The sequence below is a fragment of the Arthrobacter sp. AK01 genome, assembly GCF_021109375.1.
GTDB lineage: Bacteria > Actinomycetota > Actinomycetes > Actinomycetales > Micrococcaceae > Arthrobacter.
The window spans coordinates 1-16649 of record NZ_JAJOHP010000054.1 but is presented as its reverse complement, the minus strand read 5'-3'; the positions used below and the strand labels follow the sequence as shown (position 1 = coordinate 16649).

General features: G+C 64.4%; 17 protein-coding genes. 10 read left to right on the top strand and 7 right to left on the bottom strand.

Annotation, left to right across the window (positions count from 1 at the left end; translation table 11 throughout):
* Positions 1-35: 35 nt before the first annotated feature.
* Genes phnD through LN996_RS17365 form a run of 5 tightly spaced genes read left to right on the top strand, consistent with a single transcriptional unit; the run spans position 36 to position 3988 of the window.
* Positions 36-953: a phosphate/phosphite/phosphonate ABC transporter substrate-binding protein gene (phnD, locus tag LN996_RS17385; RefSeq protein ID WP_231341659.1), complete on the top strand. Its 918-nt coding sequence runs from the start codon at positions 36-38 to the stop codon at positions 951-953.
* Positions 950-1759, top strand: coding sequence for a phosphonate ABC transporter ATP-binding protein (gene phnC, locus LN996_RS17380; protein ID WP_231341658.1), 810 nt, complete (start codon positions 950-952; stop codon positions 1757-1759). The genes phnD and phnC overlap by 4 nt, the downstream gene beginning before the upstream one ends.
* Complete coding sequence (gene phnE / locus LN996_RS17375) at positions 1728-2591, top strand: phosphonate ABC transporter, permease protein PhnE (RefSeq protein ID WP_231341657.1); 864 nt, start codon at positions 1728-1730, stop codon at positions 2589-2591. The genes phnC and phnE overlap by 32 nt, the downstream gene beginning before the upstream one ends.
* Before the next feature lie 10 nt (positions 2592-2601).
* Complete coding sequence (locus LN996_RS17370; protein ID WP_231341656.1) at positions 2602-3369, top strand: tyrosine-protein phosphatase; 768 nt, start codon at positions 2602-2604, stop codon at positions 3367-3369.
* Positions 3362-3988, top strand: a complete 627-nt coding sequence (locus LN996_RS17365) for a TetR/AcrR family transcriptional regulator (protein WP_231341655.1) — start codon at positions 3362-3364, stop codon at positions 3986-3988. The genes LN996_RS17370 and LN996_RS17365 overlap by 8 nt, the downstream gene beginning before the upstream one ends.
* Positions 3989-3993: 5 nt before the next feature.
* Here the strand turns inward: LN996_RS17365 and LN996_RS17360 are convergent, their stop codons facing one another.
* Positions 3994-4731, bottom strand: a complete 738-nt coding sequence (locus LN996_RS17360) for a GAF and ANTAR domain-containing protein (protein ID WP_231341654.1) — start codon at positions 4729-4731, stop codon at positions 3994-3996.
* A 219-nt stretch (positions 4732-4950) separates the two neighbouring features.
* A complete protein-coding gene (locus LN996_RS17355) occupies positions 4951-5928 on the bottom strand; it encodes a nitrilase family protein (RefSeq protein WP_231341653.1) in 978 nt (325 codons plus the stop codon).
* A 111-nt stretch (positions 5929-6039) separates the two neighbouring features.
* On the opposite strand from LN996_RS17355, the gene LN996_RS17350 reads away from it, so the two are divergent.
* Entirely contained in the window at positions 6040-6936 is an 897-nt protein-coding gene (locus LN996_RS17350; protein WP_231341652.1) for a LysR family transcriptional regulator, read from the top strand.
* Here the strand turns inward: LN996_RS17350 and LN996_RS17345 are convergent.
* The 4 genes from LN996_RS17345 to LN996_RS17330 are packed head-to-tail and all read right to left on the bottom strand — an operon-like array spanning position 6933 to position 10824.
* Positions 6933-7955: a LacI family DNA-binding transcriptional regulator gene (locus tag LN996_RS17345; protein ID WP_231341651.1), complete on the bottom strand. Its 1023-nt coding sequence runs from the start codon at positions 7953-7955 to the stop codon at positions 6933-6935. The genes LN996_RS17350 and LN996_RS17345 overlap by 4 nt on opposite strands.
* A 25-nt stretch (positions 7956-7980) precedes the next feature.
* Entirely contained in the window at positions 7981-8727 is a 747-nt protein-coding gene (locus LN996_RS17340) for a cupin domain-containing protein (RefSeq protein ID WP_231341650.1), read from the bottom strand.
* A 2-nt stretch (positions 8728-8729) separates the two neighbouring features.
* Positions 8730-9692 carry a PmoA family protein gene (locus LN996_RS17335; RefSeq protein ID WP_231341649.1) on the bottom strand — a complete coding sequence of 321 codons (963 nt, stop codon included), beginning with the start codon at positions 9690-9692 and terminating at the stop codon, positions 8730-8732.
* A gap of 25 nt (positions 9693-9717) precedes the next feature.
* Positions 9718-10824, bottom strand: coding sequence for a Gfo/Idh/MocA family protein (locus tag LN996_RS17330; RefSeq protein WP_231341648.1), 1107 nt, complete (start codon positions 10822-10824; stop codon positions 9718-9720).
* 194 nt (positions 10825-11018) lie between these two features.
* On the opposite strand from LN996_RS17330, the gene LN996_RS17325 reads away from it, so the two are divergent.
* On the top strand, positions 11019-13376 hold the full coding sequence (locus tag LN996_RS17325) for a glycoside hydrolase family 3 N-terminal domain-containing protein (protein WP_231341647.1): 2358 nt from the start codon (positions 11019-11021) through the stop codon (positions 13374-13376).
* Positions 13377-13745: 369 nt separating this feature from the next.
* Here the strand turns inward: LN996_RS17325 and LN996_RS17315 are convergent, their stop codons facing one another.
* Positions 13746-14435, bottom strand: coding sequence for a hypothetical protein (locus LN996_RS17315; protein WP_231341646.1), 690 nt, complete (start codon positions 14433-14435; stop codon positions 13746-13748).
* Between the two features lie 147 nt (positions 14436-14582).
* Here LN996_RS17315 and LN996_RS17310 point away from each other — a divergent pair, with 147 nt between their 5' ends.
* The 3 genes from LN996_RS17310 to LN996_RS17300 form a co-directional block, all read left to right on the top strand.
* Positions 14583-15014, top strand: a complete 432-nt coding sequence (locus LN996_RS17310) for a VOC family protein (RefSeq protein ID WP_231341645.1) — start codon at positions 14583-14585, stop codon at positions 15012-15014.
* Positions 15011-15505 (top strand): DinB family protein, encoded by a 495-nt coding sequence (locus LN996_RS17305; protein ID WP_231341644.1) that lies wholly within the window; start codon positions 15011-15013, stop codon positions 15503-15505. Before LN996_RS17310 ends, LN996_RS17305 begins: the two co-directional genes overlap by 4 nt.
* 42 nt (positions 15506-15547) lie before the next feature.
* Positions 15548-16649: DUF222 domain-containing protein (locus LN996_RS17300; protein WP_231341643.1), on the top strand; the 1102-nt coding region annotated here is incomplete at its 3' end.

Sequence of the window (16649 nt, the reverse complement as noted above, 5' to 3'; positions counted from 1 at the left end):
TACTGCTGGTTTCGTAATTCCGTCACCCCCAACACATGACGGAAGGCACCACCATGCACGCTCGTGCAGGCATCATCGCAACTTCGTTCATCGGTATTCTGGCCATCGGAGCCCTCGCTGGCTGCTCCGGCGACGCTAACGCCGCTGGAGCCAACAAGAGCACAACCGAGCTCGTCTTCGCCACGCCTCCGGGTACCGACGACCCCGACGAGCAAGCCATCATGGCCGACCTCGCCACCATGGTGGGCGAAGCCTCCGGCCGGACCATCACCAACCTCCAGCCGGCCGACTACCTCGGCGTGGTCGAAGCCGTCCGCAACGGCTCGGTGGACGTCGCCGTCCTCAGCCAGTTCTCAGCAGCCCTCGCGTACAAGACCGACAGCGTGGATCCGCTCCTCGTGTGGCCCGCGAGCACCGAGCCCGCAAGCTTCTGCCTGGCCAAGAAGGACAGCGGCATCCAGTCCCCCGCCGACGTGAAGGGCAAGCAGGTAGCCTTCATCGATCCCGGCTCCACCACCGGCTACTTCATGCCCAAGGCACTCCTGGCCAAGGCCGGACTCACGGACGGCACCGACTACAAGAGCACCTTCGCAGGCTCCCACGACTCCGCCGTCCTGGCCCTCGCCAACGGCAACGTTGACGTGGCCTGCACCGCCCGCCAGCTGTACCCGACGTTCGTCCAGAAGGGCGTTATCAAGGAAGACGAGATCACCGTCATCGCCAAATCGGACCCCATCCCCGTCGGCATCTCCATCGTGGTCCGGAAAGACCTGGACAACGACGCCCGCGAAGCACTCAAGGCCAAACTCCCCGCCCTCATCACCGCCAACGAGAAGGTCTCCAAGACGTTCGGGATCAGCGGCCAACCCACGGCTGACCCGGAATTCAGCACGTACGCTCCGCTGGTTGACGTGGCCGAGTCCATCGGCGTTGATCTCCAGGACCTCCGATGAGCCTTTTGTCACCAACGAAAGGCACGACGGCGGCACTCGCCTCATCGGCGACGCCCACCGTCCGGGCACGCCAGTTGCGCGTCCACTACGGAGATCAGGTTGCCCTGGCCGGGATCGACCTGGACGTGTACCCGGGCGAAGTCGTGGCGCTGCTGGGCCACTCAGGATCCGGCAAATCGACGCTGATGAAGACCCTCACCGGGATCGCCCCCTTCACCGCTGACACGCTGGAGGTAGCCGGCCGCTCAGTAGCCCAGCAGAACCCGACCGGCCTGTGCGAGCTGCGATCCGACGTCGGCTATGTCTTCCAGCACTTCAACCTGGTGCCGCGACTGACCGCCCTCACCAACGTGCTGACCGGCGGACTCCACTCGGCCGGGCCTTTGAACATGCTGGGCACGTTCAGCCGGGCGCAGCGGACCATGGCGCTGGAACTGCTGGACCGGGTCGGCCTGGCGCACAAGGCCAAGCAGCCGTGCAGGAGCCTGAGCGGCGGCGAGCAGCAGCGCGTCGCGATCGCCCGTGCGCTCATGCAGCAGCCGCGCCTCATCCTGGCCGACGAACCCGTCGCGTCCCTGGACCCGCGGCTCGCCGGCAACATCCTTGGCCTGCTCCGCGACATCGCCCGCGAGGAACAGATCCCCGTCATCGTGAGCCTGCACGTGGTGAGTCTCGCGCGCCGCTATGCCGACCGCGTCCTTGGCCTGCACTCCGGTGAGCTCGTGTTCGCCGGCCCCGCCACCACCATCACGGAAAAGGAGGTGCACCAGATTTATGGAACAGACACTGAGCTCCTCGAAAACTGAAGCCCCCGCAGAGGCGGCAAAGACCATCAACACCAGCCTCGCCGAAGCCGACCGGCTCCGGCTTTCGCGTCCCTTCGGCCTCCCCACACCACGTGGCGCTGCGCTCTGGGTGATCGTCGCCGTCGTTCTGGTCTGGGCAGGAATGGGCGCCGGGTTCAACCCGGAGAAGCTGCTGGACGGCATCCCCAACATGGGCAACTTCCTGGGCCGCCTCTTCCCGCCGACGTTCGACAAATTCGGCATTATCATCAAACTGCTCGTCGAGACCCTGCAGATGGCGTTGGTGGGCACGGTCCTCGGCGCGCTGGCGTCGCTGCTGCTGAGCTTCGGCGCGGCCAGCAACATTGCCCCGCGCTGGGTCTACACCTCCTGCCGGGCTGTGCTGAACGTGCTGCGCTCCGTCCCTGAACTCATCTTCGCGCTGATGTTCGTTTCCGCCGTGGGGTTGGGTCCGTTCGCCGGTATCCTCGCGATCGTGCTGGGCTCAGTGGGATCCATTGGCAAGGTCTACGCCGAAGCCATGGAATCCGTGCAGCCCGGACCGGTGGAAGCCCTCACCGCTGTGGGCGCCAACAAGCGCCAAATCATCAGCTATGCAGTCCTCCCCCAAGCGGCGCCGCTGCTGGTCAGCTACACACTGTTGCTCTTCGAAGGCAACGTCCGCGGCGCCACCATCCTGGGCCTGGTGGGCGCGGGTGGCATCGGCTTGGAGCTTACTACCGCAATGCGCATGTACGATTACGGACACCTTTGCGCCATCATCATCAGCATCGTCGTGCTGGTCACCATCATCGACCGGGTCAGCGCCTTCATCCGCGCCAAGCTCAGCTAGGAACTCTCTTTTGGAAACTCTGGATCTCTCCCCCGTCAACCTGCGCGACCTCGGCGGCCTGCCCGTTTCCGGCGGCACTACCCGTCCCGGCGTGCTGCTCCGCAGCGATGATGTCTCGGTGATGCCGGCGGCTTTTGCCCAGCAAATGATCGACGACGGCGTCACGTCAGTCATCGACCTCCGCTCACCTGAGGAGGCACTCTTCACCGGGCGGGGACCGTTGACCGTTCCCGGCGTGAGCTACCACCACCTCGCATTGACGGCTTCGGTTTCATCGCCGGAAGACATCAGCCACGAGATGATGACCGCTGCCACTACTCCTGCACATGTGGGCGCGTGGTACGCCAACCTTCTCGAAACCCAGGCCCGGCAACTCGCCCTTGGCGTCACGCTGGTAGCAATGGCCGACGGCGCAACCGTCTTCCATTGCGCGGCCGGCAAGGATCGTACGGGAGTGTTCGCCGCCGTCGTGCTGTCAGCCTTGGGCGCTACCCCGGAAACCATCTCCGCCGATTACGCAGTGACGGCCACCCGCCTGCCGCAACTGTTCCCGCGGCTCCGTGCGATCATGGGCGGGCTCATGCCGGACCGTGTCCTGGATGAGGAAGCCATCAAGGGCATGGGCGCCATGATGGGTGCCCACGCGGAGTCGATGGAGGCCATGCAGGCTCTGCTGATTGAGCGGCACGGAAGTGTGCTGGAACCTGTCCGGCGTGCAGGGCTTTCCGATGCCACCATCGCGCAGCTCCGTGAGCGCTTGGTGGTTGAGGATGCCTGACACCGGGGCCGCCACGGCAGTTGCCGACCGCCGGCCGGGCAGGCCGCGCGACACCGCACTGGAATCCACCGTCCTCTCCTCCACAGTGGAACTGTTGCTGGAGCGGGATACACGTGACGTGACGGTCTCGGCGATTACCGAGCGCTCAGGCGTGAGCCGGGCTGCACTGTACCGGCGATGGAGCAGCCGCGAGGAACTCCTTGCGGCAGCATTGGACAGTGTTCGGTCCACCATCGGATTCAAGCGCAGGGACACCACACTGGAGACGATCCTCGCCTCATACGAGGAAGCGGCGATCGACGTGGACGGCCGAGTGGGTGCACTGGTGAAGAAGCGCGTGGCCATGGGCCTGGAGAACGATGAACTCCGAGCACTGTCCTGGAACCGGCATGTCTCACGGCGCCGCGAACCCATCGCCGCGGAGATTCGCCGCGGAATTTCCGCCGGCGAGCTGGCACCGGATGTGGATGTTGAGGCGATGATCGACCTCATCAACGGGTTGTACTACTACCAGTTCGTGGTGCGCCCGCCGGGGTCCGATCCCGTGTCCATCGCTGAAACGAAGGAACGCGTGCGGAACGCAGTGAAACTGGTGTGGGACGGTGCCCTGCGGCGGTAGACGCCCTACTCCTCGAAGTGCGTCGTGACCTTCCCCGAAGAAACAGCCGCGATGATCGACTTCGCCAGGTGCCGCAGCTTGATGTTGCGGTTGCTGGAGGCCGTGCGAAGGATGGTGAAGGCCTCTTCCTGGGTGCATTTGTTCTGCGCCATGATCGCTCCGACCGCGAGGTCGATCACGGTGCGGGACTGCATGGCTGCTGCGAGGTCGTTCCGGGCATCGCTGAGCTGGGCGATCTTCAGGGCAAGACGCAGGGATTTGGAGGCATGCGATGCAAAGACCTCGGCGTGTTCCACATCCGACTCACTGAACGCGTTGGTCAGCTCCGAGTAGAGGTTCAGGGCTGCACGGGTGTCGCCCTCCACAAGGAGCGGGACGCTGAGGATGGACCGCAGCCCTTGGTGCGACGCAGCTTCGACATAGTCCGGCCAGCGATGCTCTCGCAGCAGATCCGGCACCAGGACGGCGGTCAGCTTGTCCATGGCCGTCAGGCACGGACCCTCAAAGTCGTTTTGAAGTTCGTCCATCACGCGGGCACGGTCATCACTGCTGGCCGCAGTAGCGGACTTCTTACGGCGAAGAACGGTGATACCGCAGAAGACGGTGGCGTCAGGATGCGAGAGGCTCTCGGCTGAGAAAGCCGCTAGATCGCTGAGAAATGCCTCAACGTCTTCGCTGCCCAGGACCAGATCCAAAAAGTAGCCATTCTGGAGAGCTTCCTGCTCAGGGCGGGGGTTGACCATGCACGTTCCTACTGACTGAAATGCGTCCCCAGCAGACAGCAAAGGAGCGAAAAGGGCCGCCCTCTGCAAAACGGTCTGGCAATACCTTATCGCCCAACGATCAACGGTACAAAGTGCGGCACGCAAGGTCTTGACCTGCAGCTACATTGACCGGCGCGCGGTGATTCGTCGGACCGGGCACCGCCTGCTCCTTGGCGCCCCGGGCGCGCCGGGGGGCCACTAGCCCTGGACGGGCTCCGTGGAAAAGCGCGCCGCCCGTGCATCCACCTCGTTTCCTTGCCGACGGATCAGGATGTCGTAGAGTTCGGGCCGGCGCCCACGAATCCATCTGCGCCCGGTTGACAGGGGCATGAGGCCAAGGTCCAAATCGGCGGTCACCACAGCCTCATCGGCTACCCAGGTCTCGGCCACAATCGATCCGTAGGGATCCACGATCATGGAATTCCCTGTCCGGATTTCATCGTCGTCGCGGCCCACGCCGTTGCTGAAGAGAACGAAAATCCCGTTGTCGTGGGCCCGGGCGGGCAGCCACCGCATAAGCCACCCGCGTCCGCTGGGGCCACGGAAGGCAGCCTCGATCGCCGCGGGATCCGTTTCACGGTTGTCCCACAGTTCGGCAGGGACCGGCTTCATGCCACGAGGGCTGACGGAGTTTGTGCCGCCCGTCTGGTGCGGAGCAATGAGTACCGTTGCCCCGAGCAGCGCCGTGGCGCGAACGTTCTCCACCAGGTTGTTATCCCAGCAGATCAGGATTCCCACCTTGATTCCCCAGGGCGTATCGAACACTGTGAACTCCGATCCGCTCCTGATGGAATCATGCTCGAACGCATGCAGTTTCCGATGGGTGCGAACGGTGCCGTCCGGAAGGCAAAGGGAGTAGGAGTTGTAGAGCTGCCCTTCGCCATCGACCTCCAAATATCCGATACCGATTCCCAGGTCCAGCTCTTCGGCCAGTTCCCTGACAGCGCGGACCTGTACCCCATCCTCGGACTGCGCCAGTTGGCGCAAACGGTGAGGGGTCTGCTTGCGGAGGTGCCAATAGCCGATGAGGCACATTTCCGGGAACACGACAATCCGGGCACCGTCCTCTGCGGCCTTGGTTGCCAGGCGGCGGATGGTCTTCAGGTTGAGGTCCGGGCGATCGGGGACCGCTTCGAACTGAACAACTGAAGCGCGAAGGGTGGGGGTGGCGGGCATTGGTTTCTCCTTGGGTTTGGACACCTCCCATGCTGGTCGTCGCCAAACATTCCGTCCAATGAAATCTTGCGCCCATTTGATTCCTATTCGGAATGGAACTACGGTCCATAAATGGAAATACGGCTATTGCGATCCTTTGTTGCCGTCGCGGAGACCGGGAATTTTGGGCTGGCAGCGAAGTCGCTCTCCACCACCCAATCCAATCTGACCAAGCAGATCCAGTTCCTGGAGCGGCAAGCCGGGAGCCTGTTGTTCACCCGGGGACGACACGGGGCAACGCTGACCAATGCCGGGGAAGTACTGCTTGCCGATGCGATTGACCTGGTGCGCAGGGCGGATGCGCTCGCCCAGCGAATGGAACGTGTGGCAGGTGGAGCAGAAGGTGTGCTGAACGTCGGATTCGGCATGTCGGCGATCGACGTTGCCCCGCGCGCCGTGGCCGATTTCCGGACTAAACACCCCACGATCGATATCGGACTGGAAGACATGTCATCGTCGGCGCAGTTCGATGCACTCCGCAGCGGGGCCCTCGGTATCGGCTTCGTTCGCCTGCCGGCCCCACCAGATATTGCCACCCGGATGATTCGCCGCGATCGCCTGGCCCTTGCGATTCCCAGCGCAGACCCGGTTCCCCCATCCACGCGTGAATCACTCCGGGAGTACCTCGACGGCCGCTCCGTCATTCGTCTGGATCCGGAACGCGGCCCCGGCCTGGCGGCTCAAACCGGCATGCTGTTCACGGACCTTGGCGCACATCCACATGTCCTGTACCAAACGTCGGACCTGCTCACAGTGTTGGCGCTCGTCGCCGCCGGAGCCGGCCCCGCCATAGTTCCGGAGAGCACCTCCGCCATCATTCCTGAAGGCGTACAGCTGGTGCCACTCCACCTCGAGTCCTCGATGTGGAGCATCGGAACCGCTTGGCTGGTCGGAACCAAGGACCCTCTAGTGCCCCTGTTCCTGCAATCCGTCGAGTTCCTGCAATCCGTGGAGGCTCACGGCCCCTAAGAAGCCGGCGCCGCCGTCGAGCCCCTCACCACCAGCTCAGTTCCCAGCTCGATGCGCTGCGGCAATTCCTCATCACCTTCGAGGTGCCGGAGCAGCGCGCGCATGGCGGTTTCTGCCATCTGAACCACGGGCTGGCGGATGGTGGTCAGGCCTGGCTCGATCCATTCCGCGGCGGGGATATCGTCGAAGCCGATGATGGAGAGGTCCTCGGGGATCCGCAGCCCGGCCGAGCGAGCTGCACGATAGGCCCCGAGGGCCTGCGCGTCGTTGCCGGTGAAGATCGCCGTGGGCCGCTCCGGGAGTGCCAGCAGGGCCTCGGTACCCCGGGCCCCGGATTCGGTGGAGAAATCGCCCGGCACCATCAACGAAGGATCGACATCAAGCCCGGCACGGCGCAGCGCCGCCACATACCCATCCTCACGGGCACCGCTGCACTGAAGATCCTCACGCCCACCGATCATGCCGATCCGGGTGTGACCAAGCTTCAACAAGTGCTCGGTGGCCGAGAACGCCCCGTCCCAATTGGCGGCCCCCACAGTCATGAGGTCCGGCCCGGGCTGCCCGACAGGATCGATGAGGATCACGGGAATGCCCAGGGACTTGATGCGCTGGATCTGCTTGGAGTCCAGTTCATAGACGGCGAGCAAGACGCCGTCGGACTTTCGCTCCGCAAGGTTGGCCAGCCATGGTCGAATGCGCGAGCCATCCAGCGACAGGCTGCTGACCACCGTGCCGTAACCGGCTTCCTGGGCCACGCGCTCCACGCCTTCGATGATTTCGCACGCCCATTCCGAGCCCATGCCAGGGAACACCAGGTCAATGAGCCCGGCTTTCTTGCTGCGCTTGGCCGGCCGGCGGGCGTAGTCGCGCTTGGCGATGATCTCTTCCACCTTCGCCCGAGTGGCTGCGGCGACGTGGGCATGGCCGTTGAGGACCTTGGAAACCGTAGGCACGGACACTCCGGCCTCGCGCGCGATCTCGCTGATCGTAGCCCGCCCCGAGTCCTGCTTGGTCACCATAGGTCCCCACCTCTCAAGCCGGGAATCACGTCCCGACGATTGCAGTTTCGGAAAGTTCCCACGCCTGGATCCGGCCACACATGCCATAGATCCTGCGGGTTTTCCGTTCGCCCATCGTAGTCCTCGCACCTTGCAAGTAGAAACTTTCCATTGATTCGAGAGACTCGAACTGCTGCCCCGTCAAACCCGCCTGGCGTTGCGCGCCCCCGGCCAAATACCCCCGCCAGGCGCCGGTCTTGCCGCTCACCAACTGGGCTGCCGACGCGTGAAAATCGGCGAGCGCCGCGACGCCTGACTCGAGTACAGCCGCTTTCAGCTCTAGGTACCCCGCCAACGCCAGGTCCCGACGACGGCGCGCGGCCGCCCCCGCAGCCGCGCCACCGCCGGCGGCGTCCCGGGAAGGAAGGGAAGCGGCACGTGAGTAGGCCTCGACGTCCACCAGGTGCTCGGGCGGGAAGGTCATCACGGCGTCGCCATTCTCTGGCAGCCCGGCATTCTGCATGACCACCAGGACCCTGAGGTCACCGCTGTCATTGACGGCGCGGTGCACTGTGCCCGGCGTAAACCACACCACCGTCCCGGGTGCCAGCGGAGTGGACGTGAAACCGCGCGAGTCGAGGGTCTCCAGGCGGCCGGTCCCCTGCTGCACCACGTACGCCTCGGTGGACGCCGTGTGCAGATGCGGAGAGCCGCCGGCCGCACCGTCCATCCCGGGCCAGTCGTAAATGCTGACCTCAGAAACCGCTGTGGCGCCCGGGAACGAGTTGCACACGGTTAGACCCAACCGTCCAGTGCGGCTGCGGCAGCGTCGGCAAGGGCGGCAGCTTGGTGGTCGGCGAGGGAACCGTCGGCAATCACGACGGCGTACCGGTACGTGAGCGGTTTGCCCTCCTTCAGCGGGACTACTTCACTGAAGAACGGCGCTGAGCCGAGGCAGGCAAACATGGAAGAGCGGGCGAACCATTGGTTGGAAGCGCCCGGGTTGGCTTGGTCTTCGACGAACATGATGCTGGACTTCCGGCAGGTGGCGTCGTGCTGCCCGGTGAAGGCGATCCACTGTGAGCGGGTGCCCATGAACTCATCAGCCCCGGCCCCGGATTCGGAGCGGAATTCGCCGCCAGTGAAGGAGCGCGGCCCGCGCCAGAACAGTCCGCCATATCCTGCGTTGTCGCGGCCTTCCGTGGTGGGGCTGCCGATGCCGATCTCAGCGCCGGAGACGTTGTCCATGGTGGTTTCGAACAGGAGCGCCCACGCGTTGTCGGCTGGGAGGATCTGGATGCTGAAGCGACGCCTCTCCTTGATCAGGGGTGCGCCCTCCTGCCCGCCCTGGGCCGGCTGTCCAGTCCAGAGCAGGGATTCCGTGGCAGTGATTCCTGCCCCGGACTCCTCAATGCTCGTGAAGGCCTGGTGGTTCATGGCCCCGTTGTTGTCCAGGTTCGCGTAGCCGGTCTCCCGGGTGTACGTGGCTCCGCCCCAGAAATTGTGGTCGCCCACATTCGGCAACGCCCACGAAAGGCCCTTGTGCCACACATGGTCCCAAGGCCTTGAAATGGTGACCTCGTCCCCTTCCAAGGTGGTCAGTGGATGGAAGAAGGGACGCGGGCTTTCGTACTGCTCGTCCGTGGCGTGGTACGTGTACGTGGCGATTGCCTGGGCCCCGACCCTAAAGGTCAGGGAGCGACCGTCGTCGGTGTAGCTGAGGGTATCGGTCAGTGAGGTCTGCGTTGAGGTGGCCATAAGGGTTCTCCGGTTGGGTTCGGGTTTACAGGCGGACTGTGGAGGCGAGGACGCGGGTGCCGCGCCCTTCGCCGTCCATTCCCTCGTAGAAGGCATGGCCGGGGACGATTTCTCCGCGGCGCACGGGGTGGCCGGTAAAGGCCGATGCGTAAATCGCGGCAGCGAACTCCAGGGTTTGGCGCGCTGAGTCCGCGCCGGCTGGGAGGGGCAGTCCGGCGTCGAGCGCGTCATACATGGCGAGGAATTGCGCTGAGTGGCCGCTTCCGCGCTCCAATGGTTGCCCGGTCCAGGCCTCCGACACGGCGTCCTCGTGTCCGGGTGCCGCCGTAATGGTCCAATCCTTGGTGCCGTAGCCGTAGAGGTGGCTGAGTTCAATGGTGGCGAACTCGCAGTCGACGCGGATGTCAGAGGTCTCCCGCGGCGAGAGCAGGGAGTTGATCACCGTGGCGGCGGCGCCATTCTCGAAGCGGACCAGCGCCGCCGAGAAGTCCTCGGTGGACGTGGCGCGGGCCTGCCTGGAAGCGATCGCGTTGACCTCTTCCCACGGACCGAGCAGGTGGAGCAGGAGATCGAACTGGTGGATGCCGTGGCCCATGGTGGGCCCACCGCCCTCAGCTTTCCAGGTGCCCCGCCACGGCAGGTCGAAGTACTCATCGGGCCGGTACCAGAGGGTGTCGCAGCGGGCCACGAGCGGGCGGCCGAAATCGCTGCCGCCAATCAGTGTGCGGGCCGCGGTTGAGGCGTCGCCGAAGCGGTGCTGGAAGACGCACGAGAACTGGGCGCCACCCTTGGCTTGTGCATCGTTGAGCCGGTCAAAGTCGGCAAGGCTCAGGGCCGGAGGCTTCTCGGAAAGGACATGCGCGCCGGCCTCGAGGCACTCAATCGCCTGGTCAATGTGCATCATCGGCGGGGTGCAGAGATGCACGATGTCCGGTTTTGCCTCTGCCAGCAACTCGGTGAGGCTCTGGTAGCGGCCGACTATGCCGTATTCATCGCCAAAGGCCTGGAGGCGTGCGTCGTCGACGTCGCACGCGGCCACGAGCTCGGCCCGGTTGTCGGTGCGGGCCAGGTTGGATGCGTGAACTGCTGCGATGCCGCCCGTGCCCACGATGGCCACTCGGTACGTCTGCATGTTTCTCCGTAGGATTCAGGATGGAAATATTCGGAAAGTTTCGGAACTTTGCTGGTCTCTGGGTGCTGCTTCACCACTGCTTGACATCAACGCTAGGGAGATTCTGCTCGTAAATCAACACTTTCTGTATCTAGAAACTAAATGGAAATTTCTGATAGTTTCTAGAAATTGCCCCTGCAACCCTAGGAGACCCCGTGAGCACCGGCGCCGCCGATCAGCAAGCACTTGCCCGCGTTCCCGCGTCGGACGTCGTTGAGCACCTCATCCGTGAAATGACCCTCGAGGAAAAGCTCGCCCAGCTTGTGGGAGTGTGGGTCAACGCTTCCACCGACGGCGATTCCGTTGCCCCACTGCAGAACCAGATGGCCGGCGATACGCGCTCCTGGGAGGAGATCATCGCCGATGGACTGGGCCAGATCACGCGCATGTACGGCACCGTTCCGGTGGAACCCGCCGAAGGCGCGCGCCGGCTGGCGGCCGCACAGGAGCAGATCATGGCCGTGTCCCGTTTCGGGATTCCGGCGCAGGTTCACGAGGAATGCCTGGCGGGTCTGGCCGCTTGGAAAGCGACCGCCTTCCCGGTGCCCCTGGCGTGGGGCGCCACGTTCAACCTTGGTTTGGTGCAGGTAATGGCGGCCCGGATTGGCACGAGCATGCGGGCCCTGGGCGTGCATCAAGGTTTGGCCCCGGTGCTGGATGTGGTGCGGGATCTCCGTTGGGGCCGCGTGGAGGAAACCATCGGCGAGGACCCGTATCTGGTAGGAACCGTGGCCACCGCCTACGTCCAAGGGCTGGAATCCACCGGCATCGTCGCCACCCTCAAACACTTCGTGGGCTACTCAGCCTCCCAGGCTGGCCGCAACCATGCGCCCGTCTCCATGGGCCCCCGCGAAATGGCCGACGTCATGGTGCCGCCGTTTGAAATGGCGATCCGCCACGGCGGCGCGCGTTCCGTGATGCACGCCTATACCGACGTCGACGGCGTACCGGCCGCCGCGAACCGCGCCCTGTTGACCGGGCTGCTTCGTGAGGAATGGGGCTTCGCCGGGACAGTGGTGGCAGACTACTTCGGCGTCGCATTCCTGGACCTCACGCACGGCGTGGCCGCAGATTCCGGCGACGCCGCGGTGCTGGCCCTGAGTGCCGGCGTCGACGTTGAACTCCCTACGGTGAACTGCTTCGGCGAGCCGCTGCTGCGTCGCATCCGGGAAGGCGCGCTGGACGAATCTGTTGTGGATGGAGCCCTGCGCCGGGTTTTGACGCAGAAGGCCGAACTGGGGCTGTTATCGCCCGACTTCCCGGCGGCTCCTCCGGTGCTCTCCAGCGTCACCGAGTCCGATCCACTTGAGCTGGATCCCCCGGCAAACCGGGTGTTGGCCCGCGAATTGGCGACGCAATCGTTGGTGTTGCTGAGCAACCGGGAGTTCAAGGGGTCTCCGGCGCTGCCACTTGATCCGGCTGCTTCGCTGGGTGTTGTTGGACCGCTGGCCGCGGACCCCTTCGCGATGCTGGGCTGCTACTCCTTCGATGCTCACGTGGGGGCTTCCCATCCAGAGGTTCCCATGGGTATTTCCGTCCCCTCCGTGGCAGCTGTTGCCGCTGGACGGTTTGGCACCGTGACCACGTCCGTCACCGGCAACTGCGAGTCAGCCACGGAAGAGCAGATCGCCGAAGCCTGCCGGGTGGCATCCTCAGTGGACACGTGCGTGGTGGTGGTTGGCGACAATGCCGGGCTGTTCGGCCGGGGTACCTCCGGCGAAGGAAACGACGCCGCCGATCTCCGGCTTCCCGGCGACCAACATCGGATGCTGGATCGCGTTCTCTCTGCGTGTGAGGCCTCCGGGACTCGAGCCGTGGTGGTGGTCCTGAGTGGTCGCCCATATGCCCTGGGTGACTTTGTTGACCGCGCCGATGCGATCGTTCAGGGCTTCTTCCCGGGCGAGGAAGGCGGTGCCGCTCTCTGGGATGTTCTGACCGGCGTCGCCAATCCGTCCGGAAAGCTGCCGGTCTCAGTGCCCCGCTCCCCCGGCGGCCAGCCAGGCACCTACCTGCACTCCAAGCTCGCCGGCCCCAGCGGGGTCAGCGCGCTGGATCCTTCGCCGCTGTTCGGCTTCGGGCACGGCTTGTCCTATACGACGTTTGAACTCTCCGATCACCAATGCAGCGCCCCCACGATGTCGACGTCGGATTCGGTCACCGTCAGCTGCACGGTCACCAATACGGGTTCCCGTGGTGGTGCCGAGGTTGTGCAGCTTTACTTGGAGGATCCGGTGGGCGAAGTGGTTCGTCCGGTCCGCGAGCTGATCGGTTACGCCCGCGTCGAGCTGGAGGCCGGCGCGTCCGCCGTCGTCGATTTTGTGGTGCATGCGGACCGTACGTCTTTCACCGGACTGGACCTCCACCGTGTGGTGACTCCCGGGCTGGTGAAGCTGCATGTTTCGACGTCCAGCACGGCCGATGTTGCTTCCCACGAGGTCATCCTGCACGGGCCGCGGCGTGTGGTGGGGTTCGAGCGGGAGATGCTGACGCCGGTGGAGGTGCGGCGGGGATAGCGTTCCTGCTGCGGGTAGGCTTCGGAAATGCTTCCCCACCCCACGGACCGGTTGCGTTGCCGCGAGATGACCCTTGCTGATCTCGACGTGATGAGCTCGATGCCTGGTGATGACGTACTACCCTGCACCAAAAACCCGTGACGAAGCAGCAGCCTGGATCGAGTGGAACCGGGACAACTACGCCCGCCACGGGTACGGGTTGTGGATTGTCGAACAACCTTGGTGCGGACGGTGATGGGTGTGGAGTTGACCTAGATGCTGTACCTTCACCACCCACTTTGGATCCCGAAAGCTCAGAATGCACCCGATTTAGGTTGCAAATTGCTCCGCGTGGCTCCAAAGAAGGTCAGGAAGGTACAGCACCTGGCGTCAAGCGAACCGCACGTCCGTGTCCGGGTCCTTGCGGGCGTCCAACATACTCACAATCTTGCTCTCAAGTGCGGCTACCGTTGCCTCCGGCAGCACGATCAGGCCATCGAGTTCCTTGCGGGCCCGCTTGTACGCCGTCTGCCGTTCGGCGGGGGTGGCGGCAGTGTCCTCCGCGATGCGCAAGAGCTTCCTCGCTGTGGCCAGTCGTTGGCGTTCGGGGCCGCTGAAGTTGCCGTCCTTGATGCGCCTGGCTTCGCGTTCGGCCACATCGAAAGCGAGTTCGTAACTATGGACGGCCGCCCGATACTCAGCCAGCCGGGCCGGCGACGAAATCTCTTCCGGTGTTCCGGGCCGCAAGCCGTCGGCTTCTTTCTTGGCGCGCAGGAACGCAACCGTCAGTGGTTCACGGACGTCGGTCATGAGGGGGAAATCGATGAGGTTACCGACGTCGAGCTCGTAATCGAGCCACCTGTGGTTCACAGAATCGTGCGCGGCAATCAGCGAGACTACCTCGGCCTGGTTGGCTTCCTCGTGCACCGCCAACTGGTTCTTCAACTTCAGCAACTCCACCTTGCGGCGGTGCCGTTCCTCGCTGGCCTTGGACCATGACCTTGCCCAGCCACCAGCCATCCCGCCGATAGGGAAAATGAGCCACCAGTAACTGCCAAGGAAGTCGAAGAGGGGTTCCACTGCTCCATCCTCCCACCGGCTTGGACCGGGGCTCAACAGGACCGGCCAAGTTGGCTACTTCGTGATGTTGAGTGGCTCCGCCCGCGGCTGCTGCCCCGACCCGACCGGGCGAGTGCCGCCGTCGTCCGCTCCCGATAGGCTTCCCCTATGGACCAGCGACTGCATTTCCTCACGTTCGCCACCAAGGATCTCGACGCCGCGCGCGCCTTCTATAAGGACGGGCTCGGTTGGGATCCGGCCATGGACGTTCCGGGCGAGATCCTCTTCTTCCAAATAGCGCCAGGGCTGATGCTCGGCCTGTTCGACGCCGAAAAGTTCGACCAGGACCTCGGCGCCGCTGCACCGACGGCGGGAGTCAGCGGCGTGACGCTGTCGCACAACGTCGGCAGCCCTGCGGAAGTCGCCAGCACCATCGATGCCTTGGTGGCGGCTGGCGCAACGGTGGTGAAGCCTGCGCAGGCGGGCGCGTTTGGCGGCATCTTCCACGGCCACGTCAAGGATCCGAACGGCATCGTCTGGGAGATCGCCCACAACCCCGGCTGGGGAATCAACGACGACGGCACGGTGGTTTTCGGATGAGTGCACTGCCCCAGACGTTCGCCGATGACGTCATCAACCAGGACGCCCGGACCCAGTTCGATACGTTTCTGGACGAGCATCGCAGGGCCCTCAACGCATGCCTCGATGGACTCACTGAAGAACAAGCACGACGGCGGTTGGTCGCCTCGCGTACAACGCTTCTGGGCTTGGTGAAGCATGCGACCTTCGTGGAGAAGGTGTGGTTCGACGAAGCCATCACGCGAAGGTCCAGAGCGGATATTGGCATCCCGGCGTCGCCTGATGAGTCGTTCATCCTGGACGACGACGACACCATTGCCAGCATTCAAGCGGCTCACTTGGAAGCGTGCGAGGCGTCCCGGCGCGCGGCCGCTGCGCTTGCCCTCGACGATCTGCTGCTGGGAAACCGCCGCGGCCCACTCCCCCTCCGCTGGGTCTACCTCCACATGCTGCGGGAGCTCGCGCAGCACTGCGGGCACGCAGATATTTTGCGGGAGCAGATCACCGGGTAGTCGAGGCCTCATAATGTCGGACCCCCCTGACATCATGTTTTTATGGAAGATCAAGGGCAGTTATCAGCACTCAGGGCGGAATCGTCCCCTGCGGTGGCTGCCCTGATCGCTGTCCGGTCACGACGCTTCTTGAGCAGGCCGGAATTGCATAAGGCCGGGTTCAAGGATTCGACGGCGACCGTCACCTGGATCGGCCACCTGCAAGGCGCGGGGCTGCTCAACGGCAGAACCAAGTCCGCCCGGGCTGCATCGCTAACGAGCCCCGCCCCGGCCGACGTTTCGGCCCAAAACACAGGATCGATCCCTAAACCTCAGCGGAATCCCCGGACCAGCCTTGGCTCCACGTCGGCTCAACCAGTCCAACGTCTCGACACTCAGCGTCCTGATCCCAAGGCGTCTGCCGGGCGGGACCTGATGGCGCTTCTTATCGACAGCGCTGCACTTCTGGACTCCGCACGCTTGTCCGCCTCGGATGAGGCTTCCCTGTTGGGGTTTGTTGAGGCTGCTGATTTTGCCGGCCGGGTGGAGGAGATCTCCCGGTGTGTGGAGTACTTGCAGGTCGTCGCAGCCCAGGCAGTGGAACGGTCCCGGGCGGAAGCACAGCAAACGAAGCCGGGGTCCTCAGCAGCAGCGCCGGAATGGCGGACGGGCTGGAGTGACCAAGCCACGGGCACAACGGTTCCGGGGGCAACAGTTCCGGGGGCGGCCAGTGTCTTGGATGACGGGTACCGGAACGCGGCAGAGTTCCTGCGGGCCCGGTTGCGGATCGGCGTCGGCGAAGCCCGGCGACGGCTTGCCCTCGCCCCCGAGGTCCTCCCCCAAAAGAGCATGACCGGGCAGGAAATCCCGGCCCGCCGCGAAATCCTCGCCGAGGCCCTCGGATCGGCTTTGGTGCCGTCCCGGTCCGCGACCATCATCAGCACCGCCCTGGACAAAGTCCGGAACCTCACCGACCAGGACACCATCACCCGGATGGAACACGCCCTGACCACCACCGCCACCGAAACCGACCCGGACTTCGTCACCACAATGGCCAAACGCTGGGCCGACAGGATCGACCACGACGGCCCCGAACCCTCCGAAGAAATCCTCCACCAACTCCAAGGCGCGTTCCTCCGCCGCCGACGCCGCCACGGACTCCACC